At 62.8% G+C, this 15,618-nt stretch carries 11 protein-coding genes; 5 read left to right on the top strand and 6 right to left on the bottom strand.

What is annotated here, in order from left to right; all coding sequences use genetic code 11:
- Positions 1–23 precede the first annotated feature (23 nt).
- Positions 24–2,354, top strand: coding sequence for a TonB-dependent receptor (locus tag BHQ40_RS08335; RefSeq protein WP_070154791.1), 2,331 nt, complete (start codon positions 24–26; stop codon positions 2,352–2,354).
- 18 nt (positions 2,355–2,372) lie between these two features.
- Here BHQ40_RS08335 and BHQ40_RS08330 read toward each other — a convergent pair whose 3' ends face one another.
- The 3 genes from BHQ40_RS08330 to BHQ40_RS08320 form a co-directional block, all read right to left on the bottom strand.
- Positions 2,373–3,737, bottom strand: a complete 1,365-nt coding sequence (locus tag BHQ40_RS08330) for a sensor histidine kinase (RefSeq protein ID WP_070154789.1) — start codon at positions 3,735–3,737, stop codon at positions 2,373–2,375.
- Positions 3,734–4,495: a response regulator gene (locus BHQ40_RS08325; protein WP_070154787.1), complete on the bottom strand. Its 762-nt coding sequence runs from the start codon at positions 4,493–4,495 to the stop codon at positions 3,734–3,736. The genes BHQ40_RS08330 and BHQ40_RS08325 overlap by 4 nt, the downstream gene beginning before the upstream one ends.
- A 71-nt stretch (positions 4,496–4,566) precedes the next feature.
- On the bottom strand, positions 4,567–5,466 hold the full coding sequence (locus BHQ40_RS08320) for a dioxygenase family protein (RefSeq protein ID WP_070154785.1): 900 nt from the start codon (positions 5,464–5,466) through the stop codon (positions 4,567–4,569).
- A gap of 357 nt (positions 5,467–5,823) precedes the next feature.
- Here BHQ40_RS08320 and BHQ40_RS08315 point away from each other — a divergent pair, with 357 nt between their 5' ends.
- The 4 genes from BHQ40_RS08315 to BHQ40_RS08300 all read left to right on the top strand — a co-directional run bounded on the left by BHQ40_RS08315 (position 5,824) and on the right by BHQ40_RS08300 (position 12,082).
- Positions 5,824–8,694 carry a TonB-dependent receptor domain-containing protein gene (locus BHQ40_RS08315; protein ID WP_171905804.1) on the top strand — a complete coding sequence of 957 codons (2,871 nt, stop codon included), beginning with the start codon at positions 5,824–5,826 and terminating at the stop codon, positions 8,692–8,694.
- A 158-nt stretch (positions 8,695–8,852) separates the two neighbouring features.
- Complete coding sequence (locus BHQ40_RS08310) at positions 8,853–9,533, top strand: SCO family protein (RefSeq protein WP_070154781.1); 681 nt, start codon at positions 8,853–8,855, stop codon at positions 9,531–9,533.
- Between the two features lie 10 nt (positions 9,534–9,543).
- Positions 9,544–11,220, top strand: a complete 1,677-nt coding sequence (locus tag BHQ40_RS08305; protein WP_070154779.1) for a linalool dehydratase/isomerase domain-containing protein — start codon at positions 9,544–9,546, stop codon at positions 11,218–11,220.
- A 304-nt stretch (positions 11,221–11,524) separates the two neighbouring features.
- Positions 11,525–12,082, top strand: coding sequence for a TetR/AcrR family transcriptional regulator (locus BHQ40_RS08300; RefSeq protein ID WP_083276781.1), 558 nt, complete (start codon positions 11,525–11,527; stop codon positions 12,080–12,082).
- Positions 12,083–12,096: 14 nt separating this feature from the next.
- Here the strand turns inward: BHQ40_RS08300 and BHQ40_RS08295 are convergent, their stop codons facing one another.
- From BHQ40_RS08295 to BHQ40_RS08285, 3 genes are read right to left on the bottom strand one after another with little or no spacing between them, the layout of a single operon-like run.
- Positions 12,097–12,627 carry a TlpA family protein disulfide reductase gene (locus tag BHQ40_RS08295; protein ID WP_070154776.1) on the bottom strand — a complete coding sequence of 177 codons (531 nt, stop codon included), beginning with the start codon at positions 12,625–12,627 and terminating at the stop codon, positions 12,097–12,099.
- A 7-nt stretch (positions 12,628–12,634) separates the two neighbouring features.
- Positions 12,635–14,080, bottom strand: coding sequence for an aldehyde dehydrogenase family protein (locus tag BHQ40_RS08290; RefSeq protein ID WP_070154774.1), 1,446 nt, complete (start codon positions 14,078–14,080; stop codon positions 12,635–12,637).
- Positions 14,077–15,618, bottom strand: a complete 1,542-nt coding sequence (locus tag BHQ40_RS08285) for a class I adenylate-forming enzyme family protein (protein ID WP_070154771.1) — start codon at positions 15,616–15,618, stop codon at positions 14,077–14,079. The genes BHQ40_RS08290 and BHQ40_RS08285 overlap by 4 nt, the downstream gene beginning before the upstream one ends.

Raw genomic sequence — 15,618 nt, 5'->3', positions numbered from 1 at the left:
CATAAGAGACAGGGAGAGTATAGGTGCGGGCAGAATTATATAGCGGACTGGCGCTGATATTGGCGACCGCTACCTCGGCCCAGGCGCAGACCGATCCGGCCGACGACCGCACCGCCATCATCGTGACAGCCCCCGGCGGGGCGATCGACAGCGACGATGCGCTGACGCTTTCCGCCGCCGACATCAGCCGCGCGGGGATGCCCGACCTGCTCTCCGCCCTCACCCGCAACATCGCCGGCGTGACGTTGCAGGATGCGCAGAATAATCCGTGGCAACCCAACCTCGTCTATCGCGGCTTCATCGCATCGCCCTTGCAGGGACAGGCGCAAGGGCTGGCCATCTATATGGACGGCGCGCGGTTCAACCAGCCCTTCGGCGACACGGTGCAGTTCGACCTGATCCCGGAAGCGGCGATCCGCAAGCTCAGCATATTGGACGCAAGCCCGATCTACGGCCTCAACGCGCTGGGCGGCGCGATCCTGCTGGAAACCAAGACCGGCGTCAGCGATCCGGGGCTGGAGGCGAGCGCGACCGGCGGGCGGTTCGGCTATGCCGAGGGGAGCATTGCGGGTGGGCTGTCCAGGGGCGCGTTCAGCGCGTTTGGCGCGTTCCAATATAGCCATGACGATGGCTGGCGCGCGTTCAGCCCGTCCAGCCTCTATAACGGCTATGCCGATCTGGGCTTCGATACCGAGGGTGGCGGCATTCACATGAAGCTGGTCGGCGCGAAAACGAACCTGACCGGCAATGGCGTATCGCCGATGGAATTGCTCGCGGCGGACCGGCGCGCCGTGTTCACGCATCCGGACAACAGCCGCAGCCGTTATGGCCGGGTCAGCCTGCATCCCTGGGTCGCGCTGTCCGGCACAACGCGCATCGAGGGCAGCCTCTATGCGCAGAAGCTGACGCTGCGCACCGTCAATGGCGACGCCGCCGATATCGAGGCTTGCGAGGATGACGATGCGGCGGGCCTGCTGTGCCTGGAAACGGTCGGCGGCGACGACGAAGGCGAAGGGGAAAGCGAGGGTGTCCTGACCGATGCGAACGGCGACGCCATCGCCGATACGTTGGGCGGGGAAGGCTATGGCGTGCTCAATCGCGGGCGCACGCGGACCAAGGCGATGGGCGCGCTGGTGCAGCTTATCGACGACCGGCCGCTGCTTTCGGGCGACAATCATTTCGCCATTGGCGTGAGCTACGACACCAGCCGCACCCGTTTCGACACATCGACCGAGCTTGGCGCGCTGACCGAGGATCGCAGCGTCGATGGGCTGGGCAGCATCATCGTGCAGGAGGATGGCGCGATCGCGCCGGTGGGCCTTGTTGCCCACACCTATTATTGGGGGGCGTTCGTGCAGGACCGGTTGCCGATCCTCCCCGGCCTCTCGGCGGAGATCGGCCTGCGATACAATCATGCGCGGATCGTGCTGCAGGATCAGATCGGCACCGCGCTCAACGGGCGGCACAGTTTCGACCGGGTGAATCCCGGCGTCGAGCTGGACTATGAGGTGACGGAGGGCCTGTCCCTGCGCGCCGGTTATGCGGAGAGCAACCGCGCGCCGACGCCCGCCGAACTGTCCTGCGCGGACGAAAATGCGCCGTGCAGCCTGACCAACTTCTTCGTCGCCGATCCGCCGTTGAAGCAGGTGGTCGCCAAGAGCTGGGAACTGGGCGCGTCGGGCCATGGACAGATGGGCGGATGGACGCTGAACTGGCTGCTGTCGGCCTATCGCACCGTCAATCATGACGACATCCAGTATATCGCGTCGCAGATACGCGGCCGCGCCTGGTTCCAGAATATCGGCAAGACAAGGCGGCAGGGCGTCGAGGCGTCGGTGAAGGCGCAGCGTGGCGGCCTGACGGCCGGGATCAGCTACGCCTATACCGATGCGACCTACCGCACGCCGCTGGTCCTCTCCAGCCCCGCCAACCCGGAAGCCGACGATGATGGCACGATAGAGGTCGAACCCGGCAACCGCCTTTCCGGCATTCCCCGGCATAGCGCCACGCTGACGCTGGATTATGCCGGCCGGTTTGCCGGAAACAGGGGCTGGTCGGTCGGCGGCGACCTGATCGCGCGGTCGGGCCAGTATCTGATCGGCGACGAGGCGAACCTGAACGCTAAGGCGCCCGGATATCTGGTCGCCAATTTCCGCGCGGGTATCGACATCGTGCCGGGCGTCACTCTGTTCGGGGAGCTGCGCAACGCCTTCAACCGCAAATATGCGACCTTCGCCACCTTCTCCGAAGTCGATGAGATCGAGCTGGAGGAAGTCCCCGGCGCAAGCGACCCGCGCGCCTATGGCCCCGGCGCGCCGCGGCGCTGGTATGCGGGGGTGAAGGCGCGGTTCTGACCTGCCTTTCCCCTCGCGCTATGGGGCGAGGGGAAATTGCATCGTGACGCGCAGCCCGCCGCCATCGCGGTTTTCGAACAGCATGGTTCCGCCATGTTTTTCCATGATGGACCGGGCGATCGACAGCCCCAGGCCAACGCCGCCCGTCGCGCGATTGCGCGACGCCTCGCCCCGGTAGAAGGGTTCGGAGAGGCGCGAGAGATGATCGGGCGACACGCCCGGACCGTCATCCTCCACCCGCAGCAAAGCATGACCGTCCGCCTGGCTGAGCGATATCTGCGCATTACCGGCATAGCGGACGGCGTTGTCGACGACATTGGCGATGCAGCGGCGCAGGGCTGCGGCGTCGCCAAGGATGATTGTCCTGGTGGGATCGGCCATCGTGACGCTGGACTGCATGGCGGTCATGTCGTCCGCCAAAGCCTCCACAAGCGCGGCAAGATCGATGCGGAGCATGACAAGGGACTCATCACCGCTGCGGACGAAATCCAGCAATGTCGTCACCATCGCGCGCATTTCCTCCAGATCGGCATGCGCCTTCGCCCGGTCCTTTTCCGGCAGGCCCTCCAGACGGAAGGAGAGGCGCATCATCGGCGTGCGCAGATCATGGGCGATGGCGATCAGCATGGCGGTGCGTTCCGCGACATGGCCCACCAACTGGGCCTGCATGCGGTTGAACGCCTGCCCCAGCTTGCGCACTTCAGGGGGGCCTTCGACCGGCAAGGGCTCCTTCCGCTCCATGCTGACAGCCGTCACCCGCCCGGCGAGCCGGTGTATCGGATTGGTGATCCTGCGCGCGACGAGATAGGCAGGCCCAAGCAGCAGCGCGAAGATCAGGATCATCAGGGAGATGGTGATGGCGTACCAGCGCAAGGATCCGTGCCGTTCGCCAGTCATCCACGACCAGTGATCGCCATTGCGCCATGACACCGTAAAGCTGTCATGCAGCATCGGGCCGCGCCCCCCCATGCCCGCCATCGGGAAAGCGGGTCGGCTGCCGTTTTTCGGCGATCCGGGGAAAGGGAATGCGGCCATGCCTTCGCCGGGCCGCGGTCCCATTGCGGGCATGGCCGGACCCGCGACATAGAGCCGCACATTCTGTTCCGGCACGCCCAGCCGCAGGGCGAGGGCCTTTGCCAAAAGAGGTGCGGGCCGCATGCCGGACGGTTGCTTGACGCCCTGGCCCCGGTCCAGGCTCCAATCGCTATTCTCGCTCTGTCCTGTGCGGATGGCGGCAGCGACCTCATCCATGGTCAGGGGCCGCGCATGGGGCGGCGGACCCCGGAAGGTGACCGCGAGCATCGCGCACAGCGCGGCGATGAGCGCGATCGCTATAAGGCCGACAATGCCCGCCAGAATAGGCGGATTAAACCCGCGCCTCACCCGCGCAGCGCCTCGACGGACGGCGTGAACATATAGCCCTCATGTCGGACGGTGCGGATAAGATCGACGCCCTTGCCCCGTTCGAGCTTGCGCCGCAGGCGGCTGACCTGAACATCGATGGCCCGGTCATAGCTTTCCGTGTCCCGGCCCGCCGACCAGTCGAGCAACTGGTCGCGGTTCAGCACGCGCCGGGGATGTTCGATAAAGGCGCGCAGCAGCCGGAACTCGCCGTCCGTCAGGCTGACCACGGCATTGTCCGGGTCGAGCAACAGGCGGCTGTCCATGTCCACAGACCAGCCCGCAAAGCCGAGCCGTTGCCCGCCCTGCTGCGCCGGACCGGCGGAGGGCGCGGCCTGCCTTACCCGCCGCAGCACCGTGCGGATGCGCGCCAGCAATTCGCGTGGATTGCAGGGTTTGGACAGATAGTCCTCCGCCCCCATCTCCAGCCCGATGATCCGGTCGATATCGCTGCCCACGGCGGACAGCATGATGATGGGCATGGTGCGGTTCCCCTGCAGCCGGCGCAGGATGGACAGGCCGTCCTCCCCCGGCATCATCACGTCCAGCACGGCAAGGTCGAAGCTTTTCGACGCCAGCAACCGGTCCATGGCCGCGCCGTCGCTCGCGGTGTCCACGGTGAAACCGTGCCGCTCCAGAAATTCGGAGATCAGTTCCCGAATGGCCCGATCGTCATCGACGACCAGGATGCGGGTTCCTATCTCCACTGGCGCATCCTCCGCATTTGCGACCCCGGGCATGGGCGTCTGCGCAGATATACCCCCGGTGGCATTGTCCGGCAAAGTCCGATCCCCCTTCGCGCGAAAAGGCGTCAGACCGCCAGGCCAACCGTCACGGAACCGGTATAGCCGTTCGTGATGTCGCCCGTCATCACCGGCGTCATCGCCGTGATCTGCGCCGTGCTGTTGTCGCCGAACACATTGTCGTTCGCCGTGGTTATGCTTGCGAAATTCGTCTTGCTGGTGGCGTAGGCGGACGTCGCATAGACGGTGTTGCACGCATCGGCGGGCATGGCGAATTGCGACACCAGCACGCGATTGGCGTAAGTCGTCGCCTTGTCGAGACTGGGATAGACCTCAAAATGGATATGCGGATAGCGCCCGGAATAGCAGCCGGGGAATATGGTGGTGAATGTCACCTGGCCATTGGAGTCGGTCATCCCGACGCCGCGCAGATAATTTTGCTGCGGCAGGTCATAGAGCGAATATTGGCCCGACCGCGTGCAATGCCAGACATAGACCGCATAGCCCGCGAGCGGCGCGCAACTGCCATTGGTGTTGACGAGGGTGATGGTCAGCAGGGTCGTGAAGCCGTCGGCGGTGCCGCTGTAGGAGCCGAAGCTGGGGCGGATGTCGGCGCGCACAATGCCGCTCTGGATCAGGGCGTTGACCACGGAGCCATTGGCGCTGTTGGAGCCGTCCGCCGGATAGGGACCGTTGGTTTCCGCCGGGGTTACGGCGCAGCTTCCCGATGTGGATGCGGGAGTGGGCGTCGGCGTCGGAGAGGGCGTGGGCGTCGCCGTGGTGGTTCCTGTGCCGCTGTCGCTGCTGCTGCCCGTGCTGTCATCGCCGCCGCATGCCGCGACCAGCGCGACCGACGCGCCGGACAAGAGCAGCCATAATGTCTGCCTGCGCCCCACTTCCTTGCGCCCCATGACGCCCAGGTCGTGCGGCAGGCCCAGGTCATGCGCATCGTGATTTTCCATGGCCATGAATCGGCTCTCCCATAAGGTCGGGCCGGACAATTAGGACGGCTCTGTATCCCCGGAATTTCCGCAAGATGCGGGCATGTAGCGCTTATATGTCAGAGTGTCACAAAAGCGGGGGGTCGTACCGGTCCAGCCTCCGCCGCAAGAAAAACATTATATTTCATATAGTTAAAATATGGATGGCCGTGGCGTACCCGTAATTTTGATGGCGCATAATCTGTTGCGCATATAAAAGAACGGTTGACCGTTTTTAAAAGCGCGGCTAGCAATCCGTTCGACGGCCAAAGCCGCAAAAAATGCAAAACGACCAATGAGTCGAACTAGGGGAGAGATGCGATGCTATTGAAGCAACGGCTATTGATGACCACGGCTGGCGCCCTGATGGTCATGGGTTTTCATGGAGCCGTTCACGCCCAGACGTCAGTCCCGGCAGGAGAAGCCGCAGCCACCACCGACGAGGCGGACATCGCCGATATCGTGGTTACAGGGTCCAGGGTCGCAACCAATGGCAACGCCTCCCCCACGCCGCTGACGGTGGTGACCACCCAGGCGCTTCTGGCCCAAACGCCGTCGAATATTCCTGACGCGCTCAACAAGCTGCCGCAATTCCAGCCCGGCCGTTCGGGGCAGGCGGGTCCCGGCTCCGCAGGCGGCAATAGCGGCGCCAATACGCTGAACCTGCGCAACTTCGGCGCGCAACGGAACCTGATCCTGTTTAACGGCCTGCGCGTTCCGGCGACGACGGCGGCGGGCGAGGTGGACATCAACGTCCTGCCGCAGATGCTGATCCAGCGGGTCGATGTCGTGACGGGCGGCACATCGGCCGTCTATGGCTCCGACGCAGTGACCGGCGTCGTGAACTTCGTCGTCGACAAGACATTCACCGGCATCAAGTTCAACGCCCAGGCGGGCATATCCTCGCGCAACGACAATGAGCAATGGAAGTTCGGCGTCGCCGCGGGCACCTATCTGTTCGGCGATGACCGCGCGCATATCGAATTTTCCTACGAGCATTTCGATTCAAAGGGCATCGGGTCGCTGCTCGATCGCAAGGCCGGCAAGGATGTGTGGACGGCGACCGGTTCGGGCACGCCCGCCAATCCCTTCATGCTGACCCGCAATGGCCGGGCGTCCATCTACACCAATGGCGGCCTGATCACCGTCGGCCCGCCGTCGCTGGTTGGCCGCACCTTCTCCAGCAATGGCGTGCTCACCCCCTTCGCCAGCGGACTGCCGACCGGCAGCAACGGATTGCAAAGCGGCGGCGACGGCCTGTTCTTCAACGAGATCCAGCTCTACGCGCCTCTGGTGACGGACCAGGCCTATGGCCGGTTCGACTATGAATTCAGCGACGCGCTTACCGCCTATGCCGATGTCAGTTTCAGCCAGTCGAAAAGCCATAACGGCTTCCTGCCGTTCGGCACCAACGGACTGCCCGGCGCCAATGGGCTGAGCGGCGCGGTGATCCTGAGCGGCAACGCCTTCCTGCCGGAATCGGTGCAGACGGCGCTGACCGCATCCGGCGCGCCGTCCTTCGTCCTTTCGAAATATGAGAGCGGCGATTCCGCAGTGCCGGGCGCTGGCAACCGCAACCGGACGCGCAACTGGCTGGCGACGGCGGGACTGGAAGGCAAGATTTTCGAGCGGTTCAACTGGAACGCCTCCGTCCGGTACGGACGGACCAGCCAGCATGTCATCAACACGAACAATATCAACGCATCGAAATTCGCCGCCGCGCTGGACGCCGTGGTCAATCCAGCAACCGGGCGTGTGGTCTGCCAGGTATCGCTGACGCCGTTCGCCTCGCTCTATCCCGGCTGCGTCCCGGTCAATCTGTTCGGTCCTTCAGCGGTGACGCCAACGGTCGCCGACTATATCACCGACGACACCAGCCAGACGCTGATCAACGAACAGACCATATTCAATGCGGGCATTTCCGGTGAGGTCTTTTCGACCTGGGCCGGGCCTGTGCGCATGTCGGTGAGCGGCGAATATCGCGACATCAACACCAAGCAGATCAGCACGACCAACCCCTTGAACCGCGCCAGTTGCACGGGCCTGAGAGTTAATTGCCTGCCAACGACCCCCGCCTATTTCGGCTATACCAACGGACCGTTCAGCGCCCAGCAGACGGTGAAGGAAGCAGCGGTCGAGGTGCTGGTGCCGCTGCTCGCGGACGTGCCCTTCATCCGCAAACTGGAATTTAACGGGGCCGCCCGCTACACCGATTACAGCACCAGCGGCAGCGTAAAGACCTGGAAGATCGGGCTTTCCTGGGAAGTCAGCAATGAGCTGCGTTTCCGCGCAACGCGGTCGCGGGACATCCGGGCGCCGAACCTCTACGATCTTTACCGGCCCGGAAGCGAATCCCTGTTCGGCTTTGCCGACCTGCACACCGGCGTCACAAAGACAGTGGCGGCGCGGTCGCAGGGCAATCCGGCACTGGTGCCGGAAATCGGCAAGACGCTGACCGTCGGCGCGGTCTACAAGCCTGACTGGTTCTCCGGCTTCAGCATCTCGCTCGACTATTATGACATCAAGCTGAGCAAGGCGATCACCACCGTCGCCGGAACGTCCGCGGCGATCCAGCGGCTGTGCGAGGACTCGAACGGCACGTCGCCTTATTGCTCGCTCTATATCCGTCCCTTCCCCTTCAGCGACCGGTCGCCGGCAAATACCGCCACGGCGGTCCTCAGCCAGTCGCTCAACGTCGCGACGCTCTCCACCAAGGGGCTGGATATCGAAGCGAATTACAGCTTCAGCGCGGACAAGCTGTTCTCATCGGCGGGGGGCCGGTTCGACCTGCGCTTCCTTGGCTCCTACCAGCCCAAATTGCTGACGCAGCAGATGGCGGGCGGCATCATCACCAATGGCGCGGGCGTCAACGGCGTGTCGAAACTGCGGCTCAACCTGATGCTCGCCTATAATGCGGATAGCTGGGGCATGACGATCAACCAGCGCTGGAAATCCAAGCAGCAGGCTTTCTCCGCGCCGATCGTGTTCCAGATCCCCGACGCATCGGCCTATGCCTATACGGACGTGACCCTGGAATATAAGCCGAAGCTGATTTCCGAGGACACGACCCTGTTCTTCACGGTGCAGAATCTGTTCGACAAGCAGCCGCCGGTCTTTGGCGGGCCGGCCGGGGCGCCCGGCCTGACGCCATCCTATGCCGTCGGTTATGACGTGGTTGGCCGGTACTTCACCGCCGGCATCAGGGCGAAGCTCTGATCATGGGGAGGGGCGGATGTGGGTCTGCCCCTCCTCAACTGCGCAAAGGCGATGCTTGCATCAAGGGTCTCAGGATGTTAGCATTAAATGAACAATTGACCGTTTTATTAAACGCGGCGCTGCCGGACAACCGGCCTGACCAGGTGAGGAATAGCATCTTGCGTCCCAATCCTCCGACGATTTCCGGTCTGGCGAGATATGGCCGCGCCATGGGTTGCGCGCTGGCCCCGGCTCTCCTTTTCGCAGCGCCCGCCATGGCCCAGACCGAACATCATCATCACGACGCCGGTCCCGCCGCAGCGCCCGATTATGCGCCAAAGGCGCAGGCGGCGAGCCCCACCCCCTTCACCCTGGGCGTCAAGGTGACGCGATCGGACGGAATGGTCATCGACCTGTCGGCGCTGAAGGGCCGGCCGACGATCATGACGATGTTCTTCGCCAGTTGCCCGGACGTCTGTCCGCTGATGACCGAGAATATCCTGCAGGCGGAAAGCCAGATACCGGCCGACGAGCTGCAGGACCTTCAGGTGGTGATGGTGTCCTTCGACGATCGCGATACGCCCGCCGTTCTGGACGCATATCGCAAGGCGCATGGCATAATGTCGCCGCGCTGGACGATCGCGTCCGCGTCGCCCGCCGCAAGCCGGACGCTTGGCGACCTGCTCGGCGTGCGTTTTCAGAAATTGCCCAACGGGTCGTACAGCCACACGGCGATGGTCGATCTTGTCGCTGCCGACGGAGCAATATTGGCGCGCGTGCCAGGTCCTTCTCTCGCCGACCCGGAATTCCAGGCGGCGATCCGCGCAATGCTTTCCATGTCATCCGCTGCAAACCCCTAGGGGAGAAATCATGAAGCTTCTGTCCCGTCTCGGCCTTCTTCTGACAAGCTGCCTCACGCTGACCGCGGCTGCGCCCGCGGCTCTGGCCGCCGCCGATCCCGCTTATCCGGCGCTTGACGGCAAGCAATTGGGGCAGGTGCGCAACATCGTCGAGCTGGCGCGCCAACCGGATCATGACTGGAGCGACATGAAGGTCGGCAACCGCAGCGCCTTCGACAACAGCCAGTTCCAGATCGCCTGGATGTATTATGCGCTCGCCGTGGCGCAGAGCCAGCAGACCCCGGCCTATCGCGAACTGTATCAGGCGACGTCAGATGAGCTGATCCGCAAGATGACGCTTCCCGAAGTCTGGGCGCTGTGGGGCAAGATTATCGAGGCGCCGCAGTTCAAGAAATATCTCGACCAGACCAAGGACTGGCGGGACCCGGTGCGCGCCAAGAACATCATGTATAGCGGACATCTGCTGCAAATGATCGGCCTGTACGAGCTTCTGTATCAGGACGGGAAATACGATAAGCCGGACGCGATCACCTTTGCGATCACGGGAGAAAATCCCTTCGTCCACACCTATAATCATGAGAGCCTGGCGAAGATCATCCACGCGCAGTTTTTCGAAAATGCGTTTGCGGGCATCGAGTGCGAACCCAATCTGGTGTTCGCGGAATGCAACCAGCATCCGGTATTGGGGCTGATGAATTATGACCAGCTTCACGGGACGAAGCTGGCGGACGTGAAAACCGCATTCTGGGACAAGGCGATGTCCCTGGGCTATCTGGACACCAAGAAAACCAAGCGCTTCACAGGTCCCTACCGGTTGAAGGAGGAGCAGCTTGTCGCCTTCCCCTCCGGCTGGAATGACGGCTGGACCGGCGTCACGCTGCACGGCTGGAACAGGGAACTGGTCAATCAGGTCTACCCGATGCAGCGTGATGCGGCGTTGCCCGCGCTGCTGGATCAGAACCCCGAAACCTTCAAGAACCGCTGGAATCAGACATCGGTTTCTAGCGATTTCGGCTTCCTTGCGGCCTACTCCGCAGAGGTGGGGGATCAGGCCACGACCCAGAAGATGCTGGGGTTTGCGGACACGCATTTCAAACCGGTGTGGCGCGACGGCCGCTATCTCTATCCTCTGAACGACCCGAAGGTGCCCGGCGCGCCGGAGCGGCTGACCGGTGACGAGGTGCCGGGAAGCGGATCAAAGACGCCGCCAGCGCCGCTGACCGACGATCAGCTTGGCGATTATCTGGTCGGTCCGCTGAACGGCAATGCGCTGCTTGCTTTCGCCAGGCTCAATCCGGGCAATGGTCTGTGGAATCTGACCAATAATCTGGCGGGGACCTATGCAGTGAAAGGGCCGCAGATTGTCGGCGTCGATTATCCCAAGGTGCTTGTGAACCAGGCTTATTATGATCAGTCGCGCGGCGTGCTGGCGATCGGGCTAGCTCCGGGAACCGACTATCGCGGGAGCGTTACCTTCAACGTGCGCAGCCTGCCGAAAGGCTCCTACACCATATTGCTGGACGGGCAGCCGGCCGCATCGATCGCGGGCCGCCGCATCAAGCCGATCACAGAGGAGCTTGCGGCAAGCTGGACGAAATCGGGCGAGTTGAACCTGGCGCTTCCTTTGAATGAGGGCAGGGCCATCCGCATCGAAAAGCTGCGCGGAGACCGGATCGCCGCGCGTTGAGCGGACCATTCTTCATCATGCAGGCCCATGCTGCGCCACTGGGGAGCCGTATCGAAAGATGCGGCTCCCTTTCTTTTCACGGGCTTGAAAGGATATGAGACAGGATCGGACTTTTTAAAAACGGCCAACCATTCTTTTTTCGTTTCCGGCAAAGGGCGGGTTGGTTATACGCGCCGGTGGCGGGCGGCCCCTGTGCGCGGGGACGGCGGCGTCATGTCAGCGCCATGTCCAGCGCATGCGAAGTGGAAGGATTTAAGCGATTCCCCGGAAAGTCGGATCCAACGGCCAGGAAACGAACGCAGCCATGCGGCGCGTCGCCACGCACCTGATCTATTCGGTCGGGTATGAGGCGATGAACATGCGCGACCTTGCCGCCGGGATTAACCGGAAGCCGGGATCGCTGTATAATTATTTCAAGAGCAAGCAGGACCTGCTCTACAGCATCATCGAGGAGCATATGGTGCTCGTCATCGCCGCGGCGGAAGATGCGATCGACCCTGCGGACGCGCCGTTGAAGCAGCTCAAGGATTTTATCGCGTTCCACGTGAACTATCATCTCGACAAGCGCGAGATATTATATGTCGTCACGTCGGAGCTGCGGAGCCTGACCAAAGCGAACCGGGCGAAGATCATCAAATACCGGCAAAAATACGAGGCCATCCTGACCGGCATATTGGACCGGGGGAAGGAAGCAGGCGACTTTTCCGTATTTCATACCAAGCTCGTGACATTCTCCATCCTCGCGGTGCTGACGAGCGTCAGCAACTGGTATCGCTATACCGGCATATTGAGCATGGACGATATTGTGGCTGCGCATACCGACCTGATCCTGAACGGCGTTCGCGACGGGAAGGGCGTCTGACGCCTATCGGAGGATCACCACTGGAAGATGGCGCGGAGTTTTTCCCGTTCGGCCGGATCGTCCCAGTCGACACGGCCCCGCCTGATAAAAAGGGGCTTGCTCTCGGCGGAGATCGCTATCGTGGCGGGAAGGCTCGGCACCTTGAAGCGGGAAACAACCTCGCCGCTGACATCGACATAAGCGTCGAGATGCCTGATCGACAGCTTCCTGAGGGCGGTGCGGACAATGGGCATGCCTGACCGGTCGACGGACAGGGCGACGACGTTCAGGCGCTTCTTCAGATCGCGCTGGAGGCGGTCCAGCGCGGGCAGTTCGATAACGCACGGCGCGCACCAGGTCGCCCATATGTTGAGCAGAATTGGCTTACCGCGCAGCGTGGAGAGCGACAATTTGCGCCCGTTTTTATCAGTGAAGGACGCATCGGTGCCGGGCGGTAACTGTGCAGGCTGCCAGTCATAATCGGACGCCGCCGCCAACGGTGCGGCATATAGCATATATGCCAGCCCCCCGATGACGGCGGCGCGCCGGGTGCAATCATATGTCATCGCGGGATCAGGCAGGAACCGTGCGATTAAGTTCGTCCCGCACCACGATGGTCTGGGAATTGGTATATTCGCTCAGGCCGTCCAGCGCATTTTCGATGCCGATCCCGGATTGCTTGTGGCCGCCAAAAGCGATGTGCGGGGAAAAGCTGTGAATCTCGTTGATCCACACGGTGCCGGTTTCCATCCGCTCGGCGATCTTGCGCGCGGCGGCGACATCCTTTGACCATACCGACCCGGCCAGGCCATATTCGCTGTCATTGGCGCGGCGAATGACATCATCCACATCGTCGAACTTCAACAGGGGAAGGACGGGGCCGAATGCTTCCTCGACCACGACCCGCGAGTCCTCCGGCGGATTGTCGATCAAGGTGATCGGCACGAAATAGCCCTTTCCATCGGGGACGTCGCCGCCGAGCAGGAAGCGCAGGCCGCTGGAACGCGCATCGGCGAGCAGGTCCTTGAGCTTTTCGAACTGCATCTTGTTCTGGATAGGGCCAAGGTCCGTTCCCTGCTGCGACCCGTCGCCCACGACAACGGTGGTGGCGTAATCGACGAGCGCCTTGCTGAGCTGATCATAGATATCGCGATGCACATAGAGGCGCTTGGCCGCGACGCAGAATTGCGCGCTGTTCTGGAAGGACGCCCAGAACAGCTCCTTGGCGACGGCCTCGACATCCACGTCGGGCAGGACGATGGCGGCATCGTTTCCGCCCAGCTCAAGGGTGATCCGCTTCAGATTGCCGGACGCGCTTTCCATGATCTTCCGCCCGGTGACGGTCGAGCCGGTGAAGGAGATTTTGCGGATGTCGGGATGCGACGTCATCCACGCGCCAAGGTCGTTGCCCCCGGAAACGACGTTCAACACGCCCGCCGGGAGGACGTCGCGCAGGATTTCGCCCAGCTTGAGCGTACAGAGCGGAGTATAGGGCGACGGCTTCAGGACCATCGTATTGCCGGCGAGCAGGGCGGGCGCGATTTTCCAGATCGCCAGAAGGACCGGAAAATTCCACGGCGTGATGCCGCCCACGACACCCAGGGGAGTCTTGCGCACCTCCACCTGACGGCCATCGCTCTGCTCCACGATTTCCGGGTCCAGCCGCTGCTTAGCGATTTCGTGGCACCAGATGATGGAGCCGCCGATTTCCCATTCGGCACCGGCGCGCGCCTTCCCCTGTTCGCGGATGAGCAGGCGTTTGAAGTCCTCCGCATATTCGGCCATGCGGTCGCCAATGGCGGAAACCAGCGCCTGCCGCTCCTCGACGGGGCGGGCGCTCCACGCCGGATAGGCGCGCTTCGCTGCAGCGACGGCGCTGTCCAGTTGATCGCGGCTGGCGTCCGGCACGCTGGCGATCACTTCCTCGGTCGCGGGATTGATCGCGTCGATGGATTTGTCGGCGTCAGCGGCCTTGCCGTCGATCGTCATCGTATAGTGCGAAAAGAAATCGACGGTCATTGCGGCATTTCCTCCAGTTTGGAAGGTTGAGGGGAGGGCGAGGAGGCTTCGCGAAGCGCGCGGCGCATCACCTTTCCAGTGCTCGTTGTGGGAAGGCTCTCAACAAACTCCACATGACGCGGAACCTTGTAACTGGCGAGCGCCCCCCGGCAATGGGTGAAAAGCTCATGCGCGTCGAGGGATGCGCCTTTCTTCAGAACCACAAAAGCCTTGGCGAGTTCGCCCTTGGCCTGATCCGGTATGCCCGCGACGGCGACCATGGCGACGGCGGGATGCGCGGCGATCACCTGTTCGAGTTCGGCCGGATAGATATTATATCCGGCGGTGATGATCATGTCCTTCTTGCGGTCCAGGACATAGAGATATCCGTCCCGGTCGCGCCGCACGACGTCGCCGGTCTTGAGCCAGCCATCCTCCGACAGAGCGCCCTTCGTGGCGTCCGGATTGTTATAATAGCCGTCCATGACGAGGGGGCCGCGGACCAGAAGTTCGCCAGCCTCCCCATCGGGCGCATCGCGTTCGCCATCCTCCATGTCGGCCACGCGGACCTCCATGCCGGGGAAGGGAAGGCCGATGGACCCGTGCCGACTGGGCGAGTGCAGGGAATGGGAAATGGCCGGTCCGGCAACCTCCGTCATGCCCCAAAGCTCCAGCAGCGGGCATCCGAAGGCGGCTTCGACCGCTTCAATCGTGCTTGTGGGCATCGTCTGCCCGCCAACCGTGCAGCGGCGCAGCGTCGACAGGTCCGCCGAATGCAATGCCGGTTCGTTCAGAAGATAATGATACATTGTCGGCACGCCCTCAAACAGCGTGGCCTTGTAACGGCCGAGCAGCACGATGGTTGTTGCCGGGGCGAAACGCTCCATCACCACCAGCGTCATGCCGCACAGGAAGGTGCAGTGAAGGACGATATTGCCGTAGACATGCGGCAGGGGAAGGGCGCTCACCACAACCTCGCCCTCCTGACGCGCGTGCATGGTCGCGGTCATCGTCGCGCTGGTATGAATGGCGCGGTGCGACAGCATCGCTCCCTTGGGACGGCCGGTGGTTCCCGACGTATAGCCGATCGAACAGAGATCGCCGGGGTCGCGCGTCACGGCAGGCGCCGGGGCGGCCGACAGCAGGTCCTCATAATTCGCCATGCCCTCGCCACCCCGGTCCGAAGCGACGAAGCCCATCGGCGCACCGTTCGCCAGGCGGCTGGAAACCGCAGCGCAGCGTTCGCCGGTCGATATGACCATCACGGCTTGGGAGTCGGTGGCGATGTAGGCTACTTCATCGATGCTCAGCAGGATATTCGCAGGCACCACCACCGCGCCGAGGCGCACGATCGCGTAATAAGCAACGATCCAGCGCCATCCGTTGGGCAGGTGCAGCACAACCCGGTCGTCCACGCCGACGCCCAGCATCTGGAGGCCGCCCGCAAAGGAGGAAACGCGCTGTTCGATCTCGGCAAAGGTCAGGCTTTCCTTGCCGGCGATGATCGCCACTCTGTCGCCGAATTTTCGGGCGGCCTGCTGGGTTAGGGAGCCGATCAT

The organism is Sphingobium phenoxybenzoativorans, assembly GCF_001757355.1.
Classification (GTDB): domain Bacteria; phylum Pseudomonadota; class Alphaproteobacteria; order Sphingomonadales; family Sphingomonadaceae; genus Sphingobium; species Sphingobium phenoxybenzoativorans.
Note: the sequence above shows the minus strand (reverse complement) of the source record. Positions and strands in the feature narration are given on the sequence as shown.